This window comes from Bradyrhizobium sp. USDA 4369 (assembly GCF_054056435.1).
On record NZ_JBSRYH010000001.1, the window covers coordinates 2,709,987 to 2,727,941 of the forward strand.

Sequence of the window (17,955 nt, forward strand, 5' to 3'; positions counted from 1 at the left end):
GGCCCGGCCTCTGATCCGGGCCATTTCGCTTTTGTGCCTCCGATTAATCGATGTGGAATGCCGACCCCGGCTATCGAATTCTTAAGCGTGCCGACGGCGCGAGCTCAAGATCGGGCCGAATGCCAGGCCGCCTTAACGTGGCTGTAACGCTGTGCTCGTCAGATTTGACACCATCAGCCCACGGTGACGTCCCAGCCAGGCGCCGGGAGTTTTTCCTGCAACCAAAGCGCAGATCGTTTCTCCCAAAACGTGCAGCGCGCCCCGAATCGAACGATGCTTGCAAGCGAGTTCCCACCGGCCGCATCTGCGAACCTGCTTTCGGCCGCGCTCGACCGTGTCTCCGAGGCGATTCTCTTTCTCGACGCAGAGGGCCGTGTCCATCACGCCAACCAGGCGGCGGTTGCCTTGTTGCGACGTGACCTCAAGGACCTGATCGGCGCCGATCTCGATAGTCTCGGCCTGCCGGCAGACCAGCTTCCGGCAATGACGGAGGGCGAGGCCGAGGCGCCTGCAGATGCGCCACACGCGGCAGAGGCGGGCGATGCCGGCCGTGAGATGATGCTCCGCCACGCGGATGGCTCCCGCAGCCGGGTGCGTGCCATCGTGCGCGATCTCCCGTCCGACCACGCGCCGATCCAGTCGCTGCTGCTGCTGCGTGACGTGACGTCGGACGTCCAGCTGCGCGAGCGCAACGCGCTGCTGACCTCGGTCGCCGACCGCAGCAACCGCGCCGTCATCGTCACCGACCATGAGTTGAAGATCCTCTATACCAACGCGGCCTTCTGCAGCATCTTCGGCTACAGCAGCGCGGAGGTGCTCGGGCGTCAGGTTGAAACTCTTCTGGTCGGCCCCTGTACCGATCCCGCGACAATCGAACGCCTGAAGCAATGCGTGGAGGATGATCGGGGCGTCGAGGACGACCTGATGATCTACGACAAAGCGGGTTGCGAGATCTGGACCACGGCCCACGTCAAGGCGCACCGCAACCAGCGCGGCAAGGTCAAATATCTGGTCGGGCTGCTCAGCGATATCCGCGAGACCAAGCAGCTGCGCTCCCTGCAGCAGCTGATCATGTCGTCCTTGGCCTCCGACATCGCGATCGCCACCATCGCCGACCAGCTCTGCCGCCGGGTCGAAGAGCTCGCCCCCGACGTCGTCTGCTCGATCCTGCATGTCGACTCGGAGGGACGGATTCATCCGCTCGGCGGCCCGAGCCTGCCGGCGGACTACTCGGCTGGCCTGGACGGTGTAGCGATCGGTCCCGATGTCGGTTCCTGCGGCACGGCAGCCTTTCTGTGCGAGCCGGTGCTGGCCCGCGACCTCGACACCGATCCACGTTGGCAGCCCTATAAGGCTGGGCCGCTCGGCGCCGGGCTGCGCGCCTGCTGGTCGACGCCCATCCAGGGCAAGGATGGCCGGGTGATCGGCACCTTCGCCTTCTATTTCCGCGAATGCCGAGGCCCGAGCCCCTGGCACGAGCAGATCGTCGCCGCCTGCGTCCAGCTCGGCGCGCTCGCCATCGAGCGGCAGGAGGTCAGGTCGACGATCTCGCAGGTTGCCTATCACGACATGCTGACGGGCCTGCCCAACCGCGCCCGCATCCCATCGATGATCGCCGAGGCCATCAAGGCCTGTCCGGAGGGCAGCCATCTCGCGATCGCCTTCCTCGACGCCGACAATTTCAAGGACGTCAACGATACGCTGGGTCATGCCGCCGGCGACGAGTTCCTGGTCGCCTTCGCCAACCGTCTCCGGGCGCAGATCCGCCCCGGTGACATGCTGGGCCGGCTCGGCGGCGACGAGTTCGTGATCGTGCTGCAGAACCGCGATGCCCTCGAGGCGTCGCTGGCTGCGGCGCGGATCACCGCCGCGCTGGCGATGCCGCTGACGATCGGCAAGCGCCAGGTGCCGATGTCGGCGAGCATGGGGCTCAGCCTGTATCCGGACAACGCCACCGACATCGAGACCCTGATCAAGCAGGCCGATGCAGCGATGTACAAGGCCAAGCGCGCCGGGCGCGCCACCTATCGCTTCTTCAGCGCCGACATCGACAAGCTCGCCGAGGAACGGCTGATGCACTCGACCGCGCTGCGCGAGGCGATCGCGAGCGAGGCCCTGACGCTGAATTATCAGCCGCAGATCTGCACCCGAAACGGCGCGATCCATGGCGTCGAGGCGCTGGCGCGCTGGCATGATCCGGTACTGGGTGAGGTCTCACCTGCCAAGTTCATTCCGCTCGCCGAGGAATGCGGTCTGATCGAGCAGATCGGTGTGTGGTCGATCAAGCAGGCCTGCCAGCAGATGGCGTCGTGGCGGCGCGCCGGTCTCGACATCCCCTGCATCTCGGTGAACCTGTCGCCGATCAACTTCCAGAACGTCAATCTGGCGGCCGTGGTGGCTCAGATCCTGGCTGCCAACGACCTGCCGGCGAAGATGCTGATGCTCGAGATCACCGAGGGCGTGATTCTCAATGAGCGCGCCACCGTGATCGCCACCATGAGCGAGCTGCGCAACATGGGGGTGGGCCTGTCGCTGGACGATTTCGGTACCGGCTATTCCAGCCTCAGCCGTCTGGCGCAGCTGCCGATCCACGAACTCAAGATCGACCGCAGCTTCATGCGCGATTTCGAGAACGACCAGGGCACGCGGGCGATCGTGACCGCCGTGGTCAGGGTCGGCCAGAGCCTGGACGTCAAGGTCGTCGCCGAGGGCGTCGAAACCGAGCCGCAGCGGCGGCTGCTGGCCGAGCTTGGCTGCGATGCGATGCAGGGCTTCCTGTTCGCGCGGCCGATGGCCGCTGGAGCGTTCAGCCGCTGGCTGCTGGACTACAGCGCGCATCGCGCCAGCCTCATGCTGCGGCAGGTCGGCCGCGCACTGGCGCAGGCGGCCGGCGTCAGCGAGGTCAGCGAGGGCGAGCGCTTATCGCCTGCTGCGATCGCCGCAGCCAGTTGATCGCTGCAAGCCGTCGCCCGCCGCGGCGGCGGGTCTCAAGCTAGCGCTGACCACCAAACAACCGGTCCACTAGCCAGCCGTCGAGCCCGGCGGCCGCTTCGGGCCGTGTCGTGCCGCGACCCGAAGGCGCGGCCCGCGCGGTGGTGGCTGCATTGGCTCCCGGCGCCGAGGGCGCGCTGATCTGCGAGGTGATCTGCGCTAAGGTCGGCGCGAGCCCGGAGCCCTGCGCATTCGGCAGCGCCGCGACCGGCACGCCTTGATGCGCCGCGCGCATGAAGCGGGTCCAGACCTCGACCGGCAGGCCACCGCCGGTCGCTTTCTTGGTCGGCGAATTGTCGTCATTGCCGAGCCAGACGCCGGTGACCAGGCGTGCCGTGTAGCCGATGAACCAGGCGTCGCGGAAATCCTGGCTGGTGCCGGTCTTGCCGGCGGCGACCCAGCCGGGGATCTCGGCCTTCTTGGCCGTGCCCGAGATCAGCGTTTCCTGCATCATCTGGTTCATCATCGCGGCATTGCGCGGCTCGATCACCTGCGCCGGCGGCTCGCTCTGGCGCATGTAGAGCAGCTTGCCGTCGAGCGTCTTGATCCGCGTCACGACATGCGGCGACACGCCGACGCCGCCATTGGCAAACGGCGCATAGGCGCCGACCAGCTCGATCATCGACACTTCTGACGTGCCGAGCGCGATCGACGGGTTGGGATCGAGCTTCGAGGCGATGCCGAGCCGATGCGCGGTCCGCACCACGTTCTTCGGTCCGACCTCGAGGCCGACGCGGACCGCGACGGTGTTGAGCGACATGGCCAGGGCTTGGGTCAGCGTCACCGGGCCGAAATATTCGCGGCTGTAGTTCTCCGGCTTCCAGCCCTTCAGATCGAGCGGCGCGTCCTGGCGCACCGTGTCGGGGGTGAGGCCCTGCTCGATCGCGGTGAGATAGACGAATGGCTTGAACGCCGAGCCGGGTTGGCGCTTGGCCGTGACCGCGCGGTTGAACTGGCTGTCCGCATAGTTGCGGCCGCCGACCATGGCGCGCACTGCGCCATCCGGCGTCATCGCCACCAGCGCGCCCTGGCTGACATTGAACTTGACGCTCTTGGCCGCGAGTTCGTCGATGACGGCCGCCTCGGCAACGGCCTGCAGCTTCGGATCGATCGTGGTCTCGACCACGATCGACTGCTCGATCTGGCCGACGAGGTCGTCGAGCACCTCGCCGATCCAATCCGCCACATAGTTCACGGTGCCGGCGCCGGCCGGCTTCACCGCGACGGACGGATGCGCGATCTGAGCCTGCGCCTGGGCATCGGTGATGAACTTGGCGTCGGCCATCGCCGCGAGCACGGTCTGCGCGCGTTTGGCGGCGCCCTCGGGGTTGCGGTTCGGCGCCAGCCGCGACGGCGATTTGACGAGACCGGCGAGCATCGCGGCCTCGCCGATCGTCACCTGCTTCGCCGACTTGCCGAAATAGCGCTGTGCCGCGGCCTCGACCCCATAGGCGCCGGAGCCGAAATAGACGCGGTTCAGATACAGTTCCAGGATCTCGCGCTTGGAATATTTGCGCTCCAGCCACAGCGCGAGCTCGGCCTCCTGCAGCTTGCGCGCCAGCGTGCGTTCCTGGGTCAGGAAGAGATTCTTGGCGAGCTGCTGCGTCAGGGTCGAGCCGCCTTGCGACACGCCGCGATGCAGGATGTTGGCGACGACGGCCCGGGCGATACCGATCGGATCAATGCCCCAATGCTGGTAGAAGCGGCGGTCCTCGATGGCGATGAAGGCCTTGGGCAGATAGGGCGGCAGATCTTTCAGCGCGACATTGGCGCCGGCCATCTCGCCGCGCTGTGCCAGCATGGTGCCGTCGACACCGACGATGTCGATGGTCGGCGGGCGCTTGGGAATCTCCAGCGACTGGATCGGCGGCAGATGCGCGCCGGCCCAGACGACGACGCCGACCAATGCGATCAACCCCCAAAGGCCGCAGACCAGCGCCCAATAGGCCATGCGTCCGAGCGATAGTCCCCAGCGGGATTTGCCGCGGCTCGGCTTCGGTCTGGGTGGTGCGGCCTTGGGCTCGCGCGCCAGCACATCGTCCTGGTCGTCGGGCTCGACCGGCTTTTTCTTCGCAGCCGATTTCTTCGGGGCGTCTTCGCCGGCGGGGATGCGATCCTTGGGATCGAGACGCAGATCGGCCATCGCCGCCGCAAGGCCGAATCGCGGCTCCTTGCGCCCGCCGCCCTGTTTCCGTCCCCGCGCCATACGCAACCCGAGCCCGCGACCTGCCGTCCAGCCACGTTAATGTCCGGAGTTTAAGGGGCAGTTAGGAAGAGCTTAACGCGCGATTAGGAGTTTCGCGCCGCTAACACGGCGTTATGGTTAAGTTCCGGTAAACAACAATCAGGCGAGGATAATCATGGGGCATATCGATCCCACCAAGGAGGTGTTTGCGCAGTTCCGGGAAAATGACCGCCCAGGCCCGATCCACATGCTGAACCTGGTCCGGCTGCGCAAGGAGGCGGCCTATCCCGACGGACGCCAGGTGAGCGGCGCCGAAGCCTATGCGGCCTATGGCCGCGAGAGCGGTCCGGTGTTCGAGCGCCTCGGCGGCCGCATCGTCTGGCAGGGCCGCTTCGAGCTGATGCTGATCGGTCCGCAGGAGGAACGCTGGGACCATTGCTTCATCGCCGAATACCCATCCGTTCAGGCCTTCGTCGAGATGATCCGCGATCCGGTCTATCGCGAGGCGGTGAAGCACCGCCAGGCCGCGGTGGAGGACTCGCGCCTGATCCGTCACGCCGTGCTGCCGGTGGGGAAAAATTTTGGCGAGGTGCCGGGGTGATACTCCTGCCGGTGAGGTGACGAGCTGTCTCGGCAGCGACAGCCTCCTCGATGATCGGCCGTGAAGCTGGCGATCACAGAACGCTGTCGTCCCGGGCAAGCCCGGTGACGCAACGCGTCAGCGGGCGCCGACCCGGGACCCATACCGCGTGATCTATCTTGTGGCCGGTCGCACGTTGCACCGGTCCTGCCCTAAACCCTGCCCCGGGGTTATGGGTCCCTGCGTTCGCTGGGACCACACCGGCCGTGGAGCGGCAGTCGGGCTAGTAGACCGACAGATCGATGGCGTAGCTCCTAGCGCAGGCTGGCCTCGTGACAGCAGCCTTGCGCGATACATAAGTTTATGCTTATGTATTTTACATGATCGAGAGCGAAATCTTCAAGGCTTTGGCCGATCCGACGCGATACGCGATCTTCGAGAAGCTGGCGACCGGCAGCATGAATGCCGGCGCCCTTCGCGAGGGATTGACGATCAGCCAGCCGGCGATGTCGCAGCACCTCGCGGTGTTGCGCAACGCCGGGCTGGTGCGGGAAGAACGACAGGGGCGTTTCGTCAATTACGAGGTCGATCCGGCCGGCTTGGCGCTGATCGCGCGCTGGCTGGCGAAGTATCGCGCCTACTGGCCGTCACGGGTCGATGCGTTGAAAACCTTGCTGAAGGACATGGACCAATGACCGATCTCAAGGCTGACCAGCAAGGCGAAGCTCTCGTGCTCGACTACGAACTCGACGCACCGCCGGAGAAGGTCTGGCGTGCCATCAGTAGTCCCGCGCTGCGCGAGACCTGGCTGCCCTCAGGAGAACTGGCCGATGCCGCGCCGGTGTCCTCGACGCCCGGCGAAGAGGTCCGCTACCGGATGCGCGACGACGAACCGCCCTACCTTGAAAGCATCGTGACGTTCCAGGTCATGCCGAATGCCGTGGGCGGCACGACGCTCAGAATCATCCACGGACTGGTTGTCACGGCGCAGATGCGGCGGACGTCGCCCGCGGCGAACAGCAACCAGCGCTGTCTGATGCGCGCGGCCTGACGTTTCAACTCATCAACACCTCACCGAACCCGGGAGCTCGCGCATGCGCGAAACGATGCAACTCGTCCCTATGGTCATCGAGCAGTCAAGCCGGGGAGAGCGATCCTTCGATATCTATTCGCGGCTGCTCCGCGAGCGGATCGTCTTCCTCAACGGCGAAGTCAACGACACCGTCTCGGCCCTGGTCTGTGCGCAGCTGCTGTTTCTCGAGGCTGAGAACCCAAAGCGGCCGATCCATCTCTACATCAATTCGCCAGGCGGCGTCGTGACCAGCGGGTTGGCGATGTACGACACGATGCAATACGTCAAGGCGCCGGTGCACACGCTCTGCATGGGAACGGCGCGATCGATGGGCTCGTTTCTTCTCATGGCCGGCGAGCCGGGTGAGCGGACTGCGCTGCCCAATGCGAGCCTGCACGTCCATCAGCCGCTTGGCGGCTTTCAGGGACAGGCGTCCGATATCATGATCCACGCCAGGGAGATGGAGCAGACCAAGCGCCGGATGATCCGGCTCTATGCCGAGCATTGTGGACGGAGCTATGAGGATGTCGAGCGCACGCTGGATCGCGATCATTTCATGACGGCCGACGAAGCCTTGCAGTGGGGCTTGATTGACCGCGTCGTGAAGCAGAGGAATAGCGCCGATTGCTGATTCGGCCGCTCATGAACCGTTGAAGTGTGCCCAAACAACCGTTGTCGTCACCCGCGAAAGCGGGGGACCCAGTATTCCGAGAGGGTTGTGATCAACCGAGAAGCCTCGGCGTACTGGATGCCCCGCCTGCGCAGGACATGACATCGGCTGTCGCGGAAGCAGGGTGTCTTACCCCGCAGCCCCCGTGTCCTCGATGATCGGGCCGAACAGTTCCCAGCGCTCGCCGTTGAAGCGCATCATCTGCATCTGCTTGTTGATGCGGAAATCGGTGGGCGAGGTATTGATCGACAGGCCGGGCAGCGCCAGGCTCGGGACGAAGCCCTTGATGTTGGCGGCCTGGCGCATGACGTTTTCGCGCGTCAGGTCGTCGCCGCACTGGCGCAGGATCTGCACCAGCAGCTCTGCGGTCGAATAGCCATAGGTGTTGACCGTGTTGAGCTTGTCGCCCTCCGGATAGTATTTGTCCATGAACTCGAAATAGGCCTTCACGCCCGGATCGTCCTTCCATTGCGGATCGGCCGGGTCCTTGCCGTAATTGGTGCTGATGATGTCCTTGGAGATGTCGAGCCCGGCCGGCTTCAATGTCGCCGACACCGGGCTGGCATTGATGTCGAGGATGTGCACCGGCTTCCAGCCGAGATCGGCCAGCTTCTTGATCGCCTGCGCCGCGAATTTCGGCGTTGAGGCATTGTACAGCAGATCCGCACCCGACGATTTCAGCTTGACGATCTGCGAGTCGACTGTCGGATCGGAAAGCTCGTACGACGCTTCCGCGACGATCATCGAATCCGCCTTGGCGCCGAGGCCGCTGCGCAGGCCGGCAATGTAGTCGCGGCCGAGATCGTCGTTCTGGTAGAGGATGCCGATCTTGGCGTTGGGGTGGTTGGCGAGGATGTATTTCGCGTAGATCCGTCCCTCTGACTGGTAGTTCGGATTATAGGCGATGGTCCACGGGAAGTTCTGCGGGTCGGTGAAGCGCGAGGCGCCGGTCGAGGCCAGCAGTTGCGGCACCTTCTTGCCGTTGAGATATTTCTGCACGGCGGCGTTGGACGGTGTGCCAATGATCTGGAAGGTGAACAGCACCTCGTCGCCTTCCACCAGCTTGCGTACCTGCTCGACCGCCTTGGGCGGCGAATAGGCGTCGTCATACTGGATCAGGTTGAGCTTGCGTCCGTTGATGCCGCCCTTGTCGTTGATCATCCTGAGATAGGCAGCCTGGGTCTTGCCGATGCCGGCATAGGCCGAGGCCGGGCCGGAGAACGGCACGGTCTGGCCGATCTTGATTTCGGTGTCGGTGGCGCCGATGTCGTATTTCTTCTGGGCGAAGGCTGATGAAGCAGGCAGCGCGACGGCAAGCGCCGTAGCAAGCGCCATCGCACATGTTTTGGCGCCGAGACCGAACAGTGACGTTCTCATGCGAGTCCTCCTCCGGTGAGATAGGCCGATGGTCTTCTTGGTTGTTATGTCGCCATCGCTACACGCGAGTGTGGAGGAAGCAAGTCGACAACGCAACGTTTCGTGGCGCGACGAACGGGCGCATTCTGTGCCGCAACGCAAAACGGGGCCGCGCAATCGCGCAGCCCCGTACCGTTGATCAGCGTGTTCGATGACGACTGCCGACTACTCTATTCTGTGGCGCGGCAACGGAGGTTCACCTCTCCCCGATGGGGAGAGGTGAACTGAGATCGTGGCAGCTAACTTGGTCAGATCGCGCGTGAGCCAGCTAACCCGCCGCGCCCTTGTCCTCCAGGATCGGGCCGAACAGTTCCCAGCGCTCGCCGTTGAACTTCATCATCTGCAGCTGCTTGTTGACGCGATAATCCGTCGGCGAGGTGTTGATCTTCATGCCGGGCAGCGCGAGGTCGCCGACCACGTCCTTGAGAGAGGCCGCCTGCTTCATGACGTTCTCGCGGGTGAGGTTGTCGCCGCACATTTCGAGCACGCGGGCGAGTAGCTGGGCGGTCGAATAGCCGTAGGTGTTGAAGTTCGAGTTCTTGTCGCCGTCGGGATAATACTTGGCCATGAAGTCGAGATAGCGCTTCAGCCCGGCATCGTCCTTCCAGGTCGGGTCCAGCGGCTCCTTGCCGTAATTGACCGAGATCACGCCCTTGGCGGCGTCGAGGCCGGCCGGCTGCATGACGGCGCCGACGGAGGTCGCGTTGATGTCGACGATGTGCACCGGCTTCCAATTGAGCTCGTGCAGCTTCTTGATCGCCTGCGCGGCCTGCTTCGGGGTGGCGGCGGAGAACAGCAGGTCGACGCCGGCCGATTTCAGCTTCAGGATCTGCGAATCGATGGTCGGGTCGGACACCTCGTAGGACGCCTCGGCGACGATCATCGTCCCGGCCTTGTCGCCGAGTCCGGCCTTGATGCCGTTGAGATAGTCCTTGCCGAGATCGTCGTTCTGATAGAGCACGCCGACCTTGGTGGTGGGATGCTCCTTCAGAATGTACTGTCCGTAGATGCGGCCCTCGGTGAAGTAGTTGGGATTGTATCCCATGGTCCAGGGGAAGTTCTTCGGATCGGTGAATTTGGAGGCGCCGGTCGCGGCGAACAGCTGCGGCACCTTCTTGGCGTTCAGATATTTCTGGACTGCGGCGTTGGACGGCGTGCCGATGATCTGGAACGTCAGCAGCACCTCGTCGTCCTCGACCAGCTTGCGGACCTGCTCGACGGCCTTTGGCGGCGAATAGGCGTCGTCATACTGGATCAGCTTGATCTTTCGGCCGTTGATGCCACCCTGCTCGTTGATCATGTTGAAATAGGCGGCCTGCGTCTTGCCGATCGAGGCATAGGCCGAAGCGGGACCCGAGAACGGCACGGTCTGGCCGACCTTGATCTCGGTGTCCGAGGCGCCGGGATCGTACTTCTTCTGGGCCGAGGCAGAGGTGACGGAGAGGGTGACGGCCAAAGCGGCCGCTCCCGCGAGACGGAAAAATCCCTGTCGCATGGGGGCTATCGTTCCTCCTGATTTGTTATGCGGCTGGTCTGCCCGGCCGGGCGCCATCGCTTTCGGCAGTGTGGAGGAAGGGCTTGGCGGACGCAAGGCGAGGGGACAGGGGGCGGCGGTTCCGCGGGGGTGAGGACGCGGGATGCGGATCATGATGTGACTCGGCCTGTCGCGAGCTCTGCCAACGCCCCACATTCAGTGTCGTCCCGGCCAAGCCCTGGCGTCGCGCAGCGACGTCGGGGCGCAGAGCCGGGATCCGTCACCACGGGCCGTCGTGTGGCGAAGATTCGGAGTTGCGATTCTGCCTCGAACGGCTCCCTGGGAGTATGGGTCCCGGGTCGGCGCACGCCGGCGCGTTGCGCCGCCCTGCTTGCCCGGGACGACACCAGTGATGGGGTGCAGTCCGCCTCAGCCCGCCAGCCAGACCAGCACCAGGCCGATGGTGGCCGGCACGCTCTGGATGAACAGGATCTTGCGGCTGGCGGTGGCAGCGCCGTAGAGGCCGGCCACCAGGACGCAGAGCAGGAAGAACAGCTTGATCTGGAAGCCGAAGGCCGGCGTCGGGTGCGCGAGGCCCCAGAACAGGCCGGCGGCGAGGAAGCCGTTATAGAGGCCCTGATTGGCGCCGAGCACCTTGGTGGCCTCCGCGCGCTCGGGCGTGTTGTTGAACGCCTTGAGGCCGGCCGGCTTGGTCCAAAGAAACATCTCGAGCACGAGAATATAGACATGCAGCAGGCCGATCAGCCCGACGACGATATTTGCAATCAATGCCATGGTTCGGCTCCCCCAAGCCCATCAGGACCGGCGGTGGTGCCGGTCCCCTCAATTCATTCCGTTGCGGACAGCCGCCGCGTCTGACTTGCGCGATGCCTTCAGGCCGCCGGCTGAGCCGCCGTGTCGTCGCTGGCGAGCAGATGCAGCAGCGCGCTCTTGATCGCCGCCTGCCGCGTCGGCGCGTTGATCTGCGCGCCCAGCAGGTCGGTGACGTAGAACACGTCGCGCGCGCGCTCGCCGAAGGTCGCGACATGGGCCGAGGCGATGTTCAGGTTCAGCTTCGAGATCGCGGTTGTCAGCTCATAGAGCAGGCCGGGGCGGTCGAGGCCGGAGACCTCGATCACCGTGTAGAGTTCCGACCATTGATTGTTGATGCTGACCTCGGGCTCGACCGAGAACGCCTTGTGCTGCTTGCCGCGCGTGGTCCGCCGCGCCACGGCATCCGGGAGCCGCAGCTTGCCTTCCAGCACCTGCTCGATGGTCTCGCCGATCCGCGTCGCACGGCGGCCCTCGTCCTCGTCGCGCTCATATTCGCGGGAGATCGCGATGGTGTCGAGCGCGCGGCCGTCGGTCGTGGTGTAGATCTGGGCGTCGACGATATTGGCGCCGGCCGAGGCGCAGGCGCCGGCGATGATCGACAGCAGCCACGGATGGTCCATGGCGAAGATCGTCAGCTCGGTGACGCCGCGCGCCGGATCGAAGCCGACATTGATCGCGAGCTTATGGCCGGCATCCTCGCTCGCGCGCACGAAGCGGGCGTGGCGGATCTTGCGCGGCAGCTCGACCTTGAGCCAGTAGGCCGGATAGTGCCGGCCGATATAGGTGTTGAGCTCGTCCTCGGGCCAGTCGGTGAAGGTGTTGCGGAATTCAGCCTGCGCCGCGGTGATGCGCTTGGCGCGGTTGACCTCGGAGAAGCCCCCGGTCAGCACCGGCTCGGTCTCGTAATACAAAGTGCGCAACAGTTGCGCCTTCCAGCCGTTCCATACACCGGGGCCGACGCCGCGAATGTCGGCGGTGGTCAGGATCGTCAGCAGCTTCATCTGCTCGACCGACTGCACCACGGCGGCGAATTTCTCGATCGTCCGGCGGTCCGACAGGTCGCGCGACTGCGCCACCGTCGACATCGTCAGATGCTCCTCGATCAGCCAGGCGATCAGCTCCGTATCGGCATTGCTGAAGCCGAGACGCGGACACAGCCGGCGCGCCACTTTGGCGCCGGCAATCGAATGATCTTCGGGACGGCCCTTGGCGACATCGTGCAGCAGCACGCTGATATAGATCACGGCGCGGTGCTCGGGCCGGATCTTGCGCATCAGGTCGGAGGCCAGCGCGAACTCGTCGTTGCCGCCGCGCTCGATCTCCTGCAGGAAGCCGATGCAGCGGATCAAGTGCTCGTCGACCGTGTAGTGATGATACATGTTGAACTGCATCATCGAGACGATCCGGCCGAAGGCCCGGATGAAATGGCCGAGGACCCCGGTCTCGTTCATCCGCCGCAGCACGGTCTCGGCGTCGTTGGAGGTCAGGATCTCCATGAACAGCCGGTTGGCGTCGGGATTGTCGCGCAGGTCGGTATTGATCAGGTTCAGCGAGCGCGTCACCGCGCGCATCGCATCGGGATGGAAGGCGAGGTTGTTCTTCTGCGCCAGCCGGAAGATGCGGATCAGATTGACCGGATCGTGCTTGAAGACGTCGGGCGCGGCGAGATTGATGCGGTTGTTGTCGACGATGAAATCGTCGCTTTCCGGCACGCGCCGCCAGCTGTTGCCGGTCTTGAGGCGCGAGATCACCCGGCTCAGTACCGGCGCCGGCTTGGCCTGCTGGTCCTCCAGCTTGGCGCAGAGGATGGCGGTGAGGTTGCCGACCTCCTTGGCGACCAGGAAGTAGTGCTTCATGAAGCGCTCGACGTCCTGCATGCCGGGGTGGCTGGTGTAGCCCAGCCGGACGGCGATCTCGCGCTGCAGGTCGAACGACAGCCGCTCCTCAGGCCGGCCGCTGACAAAATGCAGGTTGCAGCGCACCGACCACAGGAAATCGGCGCAGCGGCGGAAGGTCCGGTATTCGTGGGCGTCGAACACCCCGCGCTCCACAAGCTCGGCGGTCTCGCGCACCCGGTAAACGTATTTGGCGATCCAGAACAGCGTGTGCAGGTCGCGCAGCCCGCCTTTGCCGTCCTTGACGTTGGGCTCCACCAGATAGCGTGATTGGCCGCCGCGGCGGTGCCGCTCCTCGCGCTCGGCGAGCTTGGCGGCAACGAATTCGGCCGCGGTGCCCTGCACCACCTCGGTGTCGAAACGCTCGACCAACTCGTCATAAAGCGGCCGGTCGCCGGCGAGATAGCGCGTCTCCAGGATGGCGGTGCGGATGGTCATGTCGCCGCGTGCCTGCCGGATCGATTCATCGACCGAGCGGGTGGCGTGGCCGACCTTCAACCCCATGTCCCACAGCGAATACAGGATGGCTTCGGCGACCTGCTCGCCCCAGGCGGTCTGCTTGTAGGGCAGGATGAACAGGAGATCGATGTCCGACTCCGGCGCCATCAGGCCGCGGCCATAGCCGCCGGTCGCGACCACGGCCATCCGTTCGGCGCCGCTCGGCACCTGCGACCGGTACAGGTGCTGGGTGGCTGCCGCGTAAAGGATACGGATGATCTCGTCCTGCACGAAGCACAGCCGCTCGGCGCAACGCCGGCCGTGGCGGTCCTTCAAGAGCTGCGCTTGGGCCACGGCGCGGGCCTTGACCAGCTCGGCCTTCAGCAACTGCACCACGGCGGCGCGGAACATGTCCTCCCGGCCGGAATGCTGCGCGGCGAGCGCATCGACGGTCGCCGCGAGGCCGGCGCTGTCAAATTCGGGGAAGCTTTCGGGTCGGGAATTCGGGGTGACGCTGTCCATGGATGCAACCGGATATCGAACAAGGCCAGTGCTGTCACGAAACTTCCAATGCGGCAATCGATCCATGCTGCCGTCGGCCACATGGAGATGAGGATTGTTCTCGGTGAGGCAATCGAAAGGAAAAACAATTCTCGCGAGCCCCTGGCATAACGCATTGAAACAACAGCGATGTTTTCTTGATCAGGAGGATTGATGATGGGTGGACTGTCAAGGCGCGGATTCGCCGGGCTTGCGGCCGTGTTTCTACTGGGCTGCGGCGCCGCACGCGCCGCCGAACCGGTCAAGGAGATCCGCATCGACTGGGCGACCTATAATCCGGTGTCGCTGGTACTGAAGCAGAAGGGGCTGCTCGAGAAGGAGTTCGCCAAGGACGGCATCAGCATCGTCTGGGTGCAGTCGGCCGGGTCCAACAAGGCGCTCGAGTTCCTCAACGCTGGCTCGCTCGATTTCGGCTCGACGGCCGGCTCCGCCGCGCTGGTCGCCAAGATCAATGGCAACCCGATCAAGTCGATCTATGTCTATTCGCGGCCGGAATGGACGGCGCTCGTGACGGGCAAGGACTCCAAGATCGCCTCGGTCGCCGATCTCAAAGGCAAGCGCGTCGCGGTGACCCGCGGCACCGATCCGCACATCTTCCTGGTCCGCGCGCTGCTCGCAGCCGGCCTCACCGACAAGGACATCACCCCGGTGCTGCTGCAGCATGCCGACGGCAAGGCGGCTTTGATCCGCGGCGACGTCGACGCCTGGGCCGGGCTCGATCCGATGATGGCGCAGGCCGAGGTCGAAGAGGGCGCCAAGCTGTTCTACCGCAAGGCCGACGCCAACACCTGGGGCATCCTCAACGTGCGTGAGCAGTTCCTGAAGGACAATCCCGACCTTGTCCGCCGCGTGCTCGCCACCTATGAGGTCGCGCGCAAGGATGCGCTGGCCAATTACGACGACCTCAAGAAGACGTTCATCGCGGTCACCAAGCTGCCGGAGACTGTCGTCGACAAGCAGCTCAAAGAACGCACCGAACTGATCCACAGCCGCATCGGCGCGCCGCAGCGCGACTCGATCCTGGCGGCCGGTCTGGCGCTGCAGCAGGCCGGTGTGGTGGACGCCAAGGTCGACGTGAAGGCAACCCTGGACGCCCTGATCGACGACCAGGTCCCGCTGCCGACCAACTGATGCCGCGTCGGTTGGTCATTTAGGCCAGCCAAACAAGCGATGTTGTCCCGGACAAGCCCGGCAACGCTTTGGTGTTGTCGGGCGCAGATCCGGGACCCATACTCCGTGACGCCTGTTGTGAGGCACATTGGAGCGGCATCTCGCTCCACAATGACCGCCGCGGAGTATGGGTCCCGGAGCGGGGGTCGGGGACGACAGCGAGTATGGGGCGCTGTCCTCGGCCACCATGACCATCCGTTCCATCACCACGCCTTGCATTCCCGCGCGAGACACTGTTCTCACTATGACCATGACCGTCGAATTGCAGGCACCCGCCGCGGCTGCCACACCCCAGATCGGCCGAGCGGCATGGCTCACCCGCCTGGCGCGGCCGCTGCTCGGCCTGCTGCTGCCGCTGTCGCTGGCGCTGGCCTGGGAGCTTCTGGTCTGGGCCGGCTGGTCGAATGGCCGGCTGGTGCCGCCGCCCTCGAAAGTCTTCACCACCATCGCCGAGCTCGCCCGCTCCGGCGAGCTGACCCGGCACATCGCTACGACGCTCTCCCGGGTTGAGGTCGGCTTCGGCTTCGGCGTTGCCGCCGGCACCTTGCTCGGCGGCATCTGCGGCTATTGGGGCCTCGCCCGCCGGCTGATCGACCCCACCATCCAGGCGCTGCGCGCCATCCCGTCGATCGCCTGGGTGCCGCTGTTCATCCTCTGGCTCGGCATCTTCGAGACCTCGAAAGTGGCGCTGATCGCGGTCGGCGTGTTCTTCCCGGTCTATCTCGGTCTGACCGGCGCGATCCTGTCGGTCGACCGGAAGATCGTCGAGGTCGGCCGCATCTTCCGGCTGTCCGGGCCGGCGATGATCCGCCGCATCCTGTTGCCGGCGGTGCTGCCGGCCTATGTGGTCTCGCTGCGCGTCGGCCTGGGCTTGGGGTGGATGTTCGTCGTCGCCGCCGAGTTCATGGGCGCCTCGGAGGGCCTCGGCTACCTCCTGATCGACGGCCAGCAGCTCGGCAAGCCGGCGCAGATCGTCGCCGCCATCGTCATCTTCGCGATCATCGGCAAGGCGACCGACTGGCTGCTGGAGATCGCGACCGCGCCGCTGTTGCGCTGGCAGGACAGTTTTGCACGCCAGAGCGGGGCGGCCTGATGCTGCAGCTCGCATCCGTCACCAAGGTCTATCCCAACGGCGTCCACGCGCTGGAACGGTTCTCGGCCGAAATCCAGCTCGGCGAGATCATCGCCATCATCGGCGGCTCCGGCTGCGGCAAGTCGACGCTTCTCCGCGCGGTCGCCGGGCTCGACCGCGCCAGCGCCGGCACCGTCACGCTGGACGGCGAGGCGATCACGGCGCCGCATCCCAAGGTCGGCATCATCTTCCAGGAGCCGCGGCTGTTGCCCTGGCTCACGGTCGCCGACAATATCGGCTTCGGCCTGTCCGAGCTGCCTGCGGCCGAGCGCCGCGAGCGCGTGGCCAAGGCGCTGGCGCGCGTCGGCTTGGTCGATAAGGCCAAGGTCTGGCCGCGCGAATTGTCCGGCGGCCAGGCGCAGCGCGTTGCGATCGCCCGGGCGCTGGTGGCGCAGCCGGAGGTGCTGCTGCTCGACGAGCCGTTCTCGGCGCTCGATGCCTTCACCCGCAAGGATTTGCAGGACCATCTGCTCGACCTCTGGGCCGACACCCGCCCGACCCTGGTCCTCGTCACCCACGATGTCGAAGAAGCGGTGGTGCTGGCCGACCGCGTGCTGGTGATGCGGCCGCATCCCGGCCGGCTGTTCGAGGAGATCACCATCAATCTGTCGCGCCCGCGCGACCGCAATGCGCCGCTGTTCGAACAGTTCAAACGCCACGTGTTGACCGCGCTGGACCGGTCGCTCGACCGGACGGTGCCGGACATGCCGGGCAGGCGTGACGCGGGCGGCGGGCTGTGGTGGTGACATCGGCGGCGCGTCCCGGTAAATCTCTTGCGAATGGTAGGAAATGAATCCGGGAGAGAACGACAATGGATGCTGCCGAACTGCGCGCCATGCAGGCGCCGATTAAGGAACGCTACAAGGCTGATCCCTCCGCTGCGGTTATCACGCTGAAGGCCAAGGGCGAGGTCGGCGGCGAAGGCCTGACCTGCAAGCTAGAGACCGGCCGCGCTCTTGCCGTCGCCGGCCTGCATCCGGCCACCGGCGGCTCCGGGCTCGAGCTGTGCTCCGGCGACATGCTCTTGGAGGCGCTGGTCGCCTGCGCCGGCGTCACCCTGAAATCGGTCGCGACGGCGGTCGAGGTGCCGCTCCGAAGCGGGCTGGTGCTGGCCGAAGGCGATCTCGATTTCCGCGGCACGCTCGGGGTCGACAAGGAGGCCCCGGTCGGCTTCCAGGAAATCCGTCTGCGCTTCGAGGTCGACACCGACGCCCCGCAGGACAAGCTCGATCTGCTGCTCAAGCTCACCGAGCGCTATTGCGTGGTCTATCAGACCATCAAGAACGGCCCGAAGGTCTCGGTCAGCCTGAAGCGGGTGGCGGCGTAGCCAATAACCGCGGCAGATAGATGAAGAAGCCGGCGCTGTCGCGCCCAGCAACCTCCTTGGTGAGTTTGCACCGTCATGCCGGGGCTTGTCCCGGGCTTCCACGTCGCTCCCAGGATGCCGAACGACGTGGATGGCCGGGACAAGCCCGGCCATGACGATCCGGAAATTGACGAGCGCAAAACTCTCGATTGGCCATATGCTATGCGATCA

The 17,955-nt window shown here is 65.2% G+C and carries 14 protein-coding genes; 9 read left to right on the top strand and 5 right to left on the bottom strand.

The window, feature by feature from the left end:
- Positions 1 to 273 precede the first annotated feature (273 nt).
- A complete protein-coding gene (locus tag ACVIJ6_RS12310) occupies positions 274 to 2,952 on the top strand; it encodes an EAL domain-containing protein (protein ID WP_456772933.1) in 2,679 nt (892 codons plus the stop codon).
- A 40-nt stretch (positions 2,953 to 2,992) separates the two neighbouring features.
- On the opposite strand, the gene ACVIJ6_RS12315 is transcribed toward ACVIJ6_RS12310, so the two are convergent.
- A complete protein-coding gene (locus ACVIJ6_RS12315) occupies positions 2,993 to 5,197 on the bottom strand; it encodes a transglycosylase domain-containing protein (RefSeq protein WP_456772934.1) in 2,205 nt (734 codons plus the stop codon).
- Between the two features lie 154 nt (positions 5,198 to 5,351).
- Here ACVIJ6_RS12315 and ACVIJ6_RS12320 point away from each other — a divergent pair, with 154 nt between their 5' ends.
- From ACVIJ6_RS12320 to ACVIJ6_RS12335, 4 genes are all read left to right on the top strand, one after another.
- Positions 5,352 to 5,777, top strand: coding sequence for a DUF1330 domain-containing protein (locus tag ACVIJ6_RS12320; protein WP_456772935.1), 426 nt, complete (start codon positions 5,352 to 5,354; stop codon positions 5,775 to 5,777).
- Positions 5,778 to 6,136: 359 nt separating this feature from the next.
- Entirely contained in the window at positions 6,137 to 6,451 is a 315-nt protein-coding gene (locus ACVIJ6_RS12325; RefSeq protein WP_456772936.1) for an ArsR/SmtB family transcription factor, read from the top strand.
- Positions 6,448 to 6,807, top strand: a complete 360-nt coding sequence (locus ACVIJ6_RS12330) for an SRPBCC family protein (RefSeq protein ID WP_456772937.1) — start codon at positions 6,448 to 6,450, stop codon at positions 6,805 to 6,807. The genes ACVIJ6_RS12325 and ACVIJ6_RS12330 overlap by 4 nt, the downstream gene beginning before the upstream one ends.
- A 43-nt stretch (positions 6,808 to 6,850) precedes the next feature.
- Positions 6,851 to 7,459 (top strand): ATP-dependent Clp protease proteolytic subunit, encoded by a 609-nt coding sequence (locus ACVIJ6_RS12335; protein WP_456772938.1) that lies wholly within the window; start codon positions 6,851 to 6,853, stop codon positions 7,457 to 7,459.
- A 168-nt stretch (positions 7,460 to 7,627) separates the two neighbouring features.
- Here ACVIJ6_RS12335 and ACVIJ6_RS12340 read toward each other — a convergent pair whose 3' ends face one another.
- The 4 genes from ACVIJ6_RS12340 to ACVIJ6_RS12355 all read right to left on the bottom strand — a co-directional run bounded on the left by ACVIJ6_RS12340 (position 7,628) and on the right by ACVIJ6_RS12355 (position 14,077).
- Entirely contained in the window at positions 7,628 to 8,875 is a 1,248-nt protein-coding gene (locus ACVIJ6_RS12340; RefSeq protein ID WP_456772939.1) for an ABC transporter substrate-binding protein, read from the bottom strand.
- A gap of 307 nt (positions 8,876 to 9,182) precedes the next feature.
- Positions 9,183 to 10,409, bottom strand: a complete 1,227-nt coding sequence (locus ACVIJ6_RS12345; RefSeq protein WP_456772940.1) for an ABC transporter substrate-binding protein — start codon at positions 10,407 to 10,409, stop codon at positions 9,183 to 9,185.
- A 408-nt stretch (positions 10,410 to 10,817) separates the two neighbouring features.
- Positions 10,818 to 11,183: a DUF1304 domain-containing protein gene (locus ACVIJ6_RS12350; protein ID WP_456772941.1), complete on the bottom strand. Its 366-nt coding sequence runs from the start codon at positions 11,181 to 11,183 to the stop codon at positions 10,818 to 10,820.
- A 98-nt stretch (positions 11,184 to 11,281) separates the two neighbouring features.
- The gene (locus ACVIJ6_RS12355; protein ID WP_456772942.1) at positions 11,282 to 14,077 is read right to left on the bottom strand and encodes a [protein-PII] uridylyltransferase; all 2,796 of its coding nucleotides are present in this window, start codon (positions 14,075 to 14,077) and stop codon (positions 11,282 to 11,284) included.
- Between the two features lie 195 nt (positions 14,078 to 14,272).
- Between ACVIJ6_RS12355 and ACVIJ6_RS12360 the strand changes: the two genes are divergently transcribed.
- From ACVIJ6_RS12360 to ACVIJ6_RS12375, 4 genes are all read left to right on the top strand, one after another.
- Complete coding sequence (locus tag ACVIJ6_RS12360) at positions 14,273 to 15,247, top strand: aliphatic sulfonate ABC transporter substrate-binding protein (RefSeq protein ID WP_456772943.1); 975 nt, start codon at positions 14,273 to 14,275, stop codon at positions 15,245 to 15,247.
- 283 nt (positions 15,248 to 15,530) lie between these two features.
- The gene (locus ACVIJ6_RS12365; protein ID WP_456772944.1) at positions 15,531 to 16,379 is read left to right on the top strand and encodes an ABC transporter permease; all 849 of its coding nucleotides are present in this window, start codon (positions 15,531 to 15,533) and stop codon (positions 16,377 to 16,379) included.
- The gene (locus tag ACVIJ6_RS12370; RefSeq protein WP_456772945.1) at positions 16,379 to 17,164 is read left to right on the top strand and encodes an ABC transporter ATP-binding protein; all 786 of its coding nucleotides are present in this window, start codon (positions 16,379 to 16,381) and stop codon (positions 17,162 to 17,164) included. Before ACVIJ6_RS12365 ends, ACVIJ6_RS12370 begins: the two co-directional genes overlap by 1 nt.
- 65 nt (positions 17,165 to 17,229) lie before the next feature.
- Positions 17,230 to 17,745, top strand: a complete 516-nt coding sequence (locus ACVIJ6_RS12375) for an OsmC family protein (protein WP_456772946.1) — start codon at positions 17,230 to 17,232, stop codon at positions 17,743 to 17,745.
- The last annotated feature ends 210 nt before the right edge of the window (positions 17,746 to 17,955 follow it).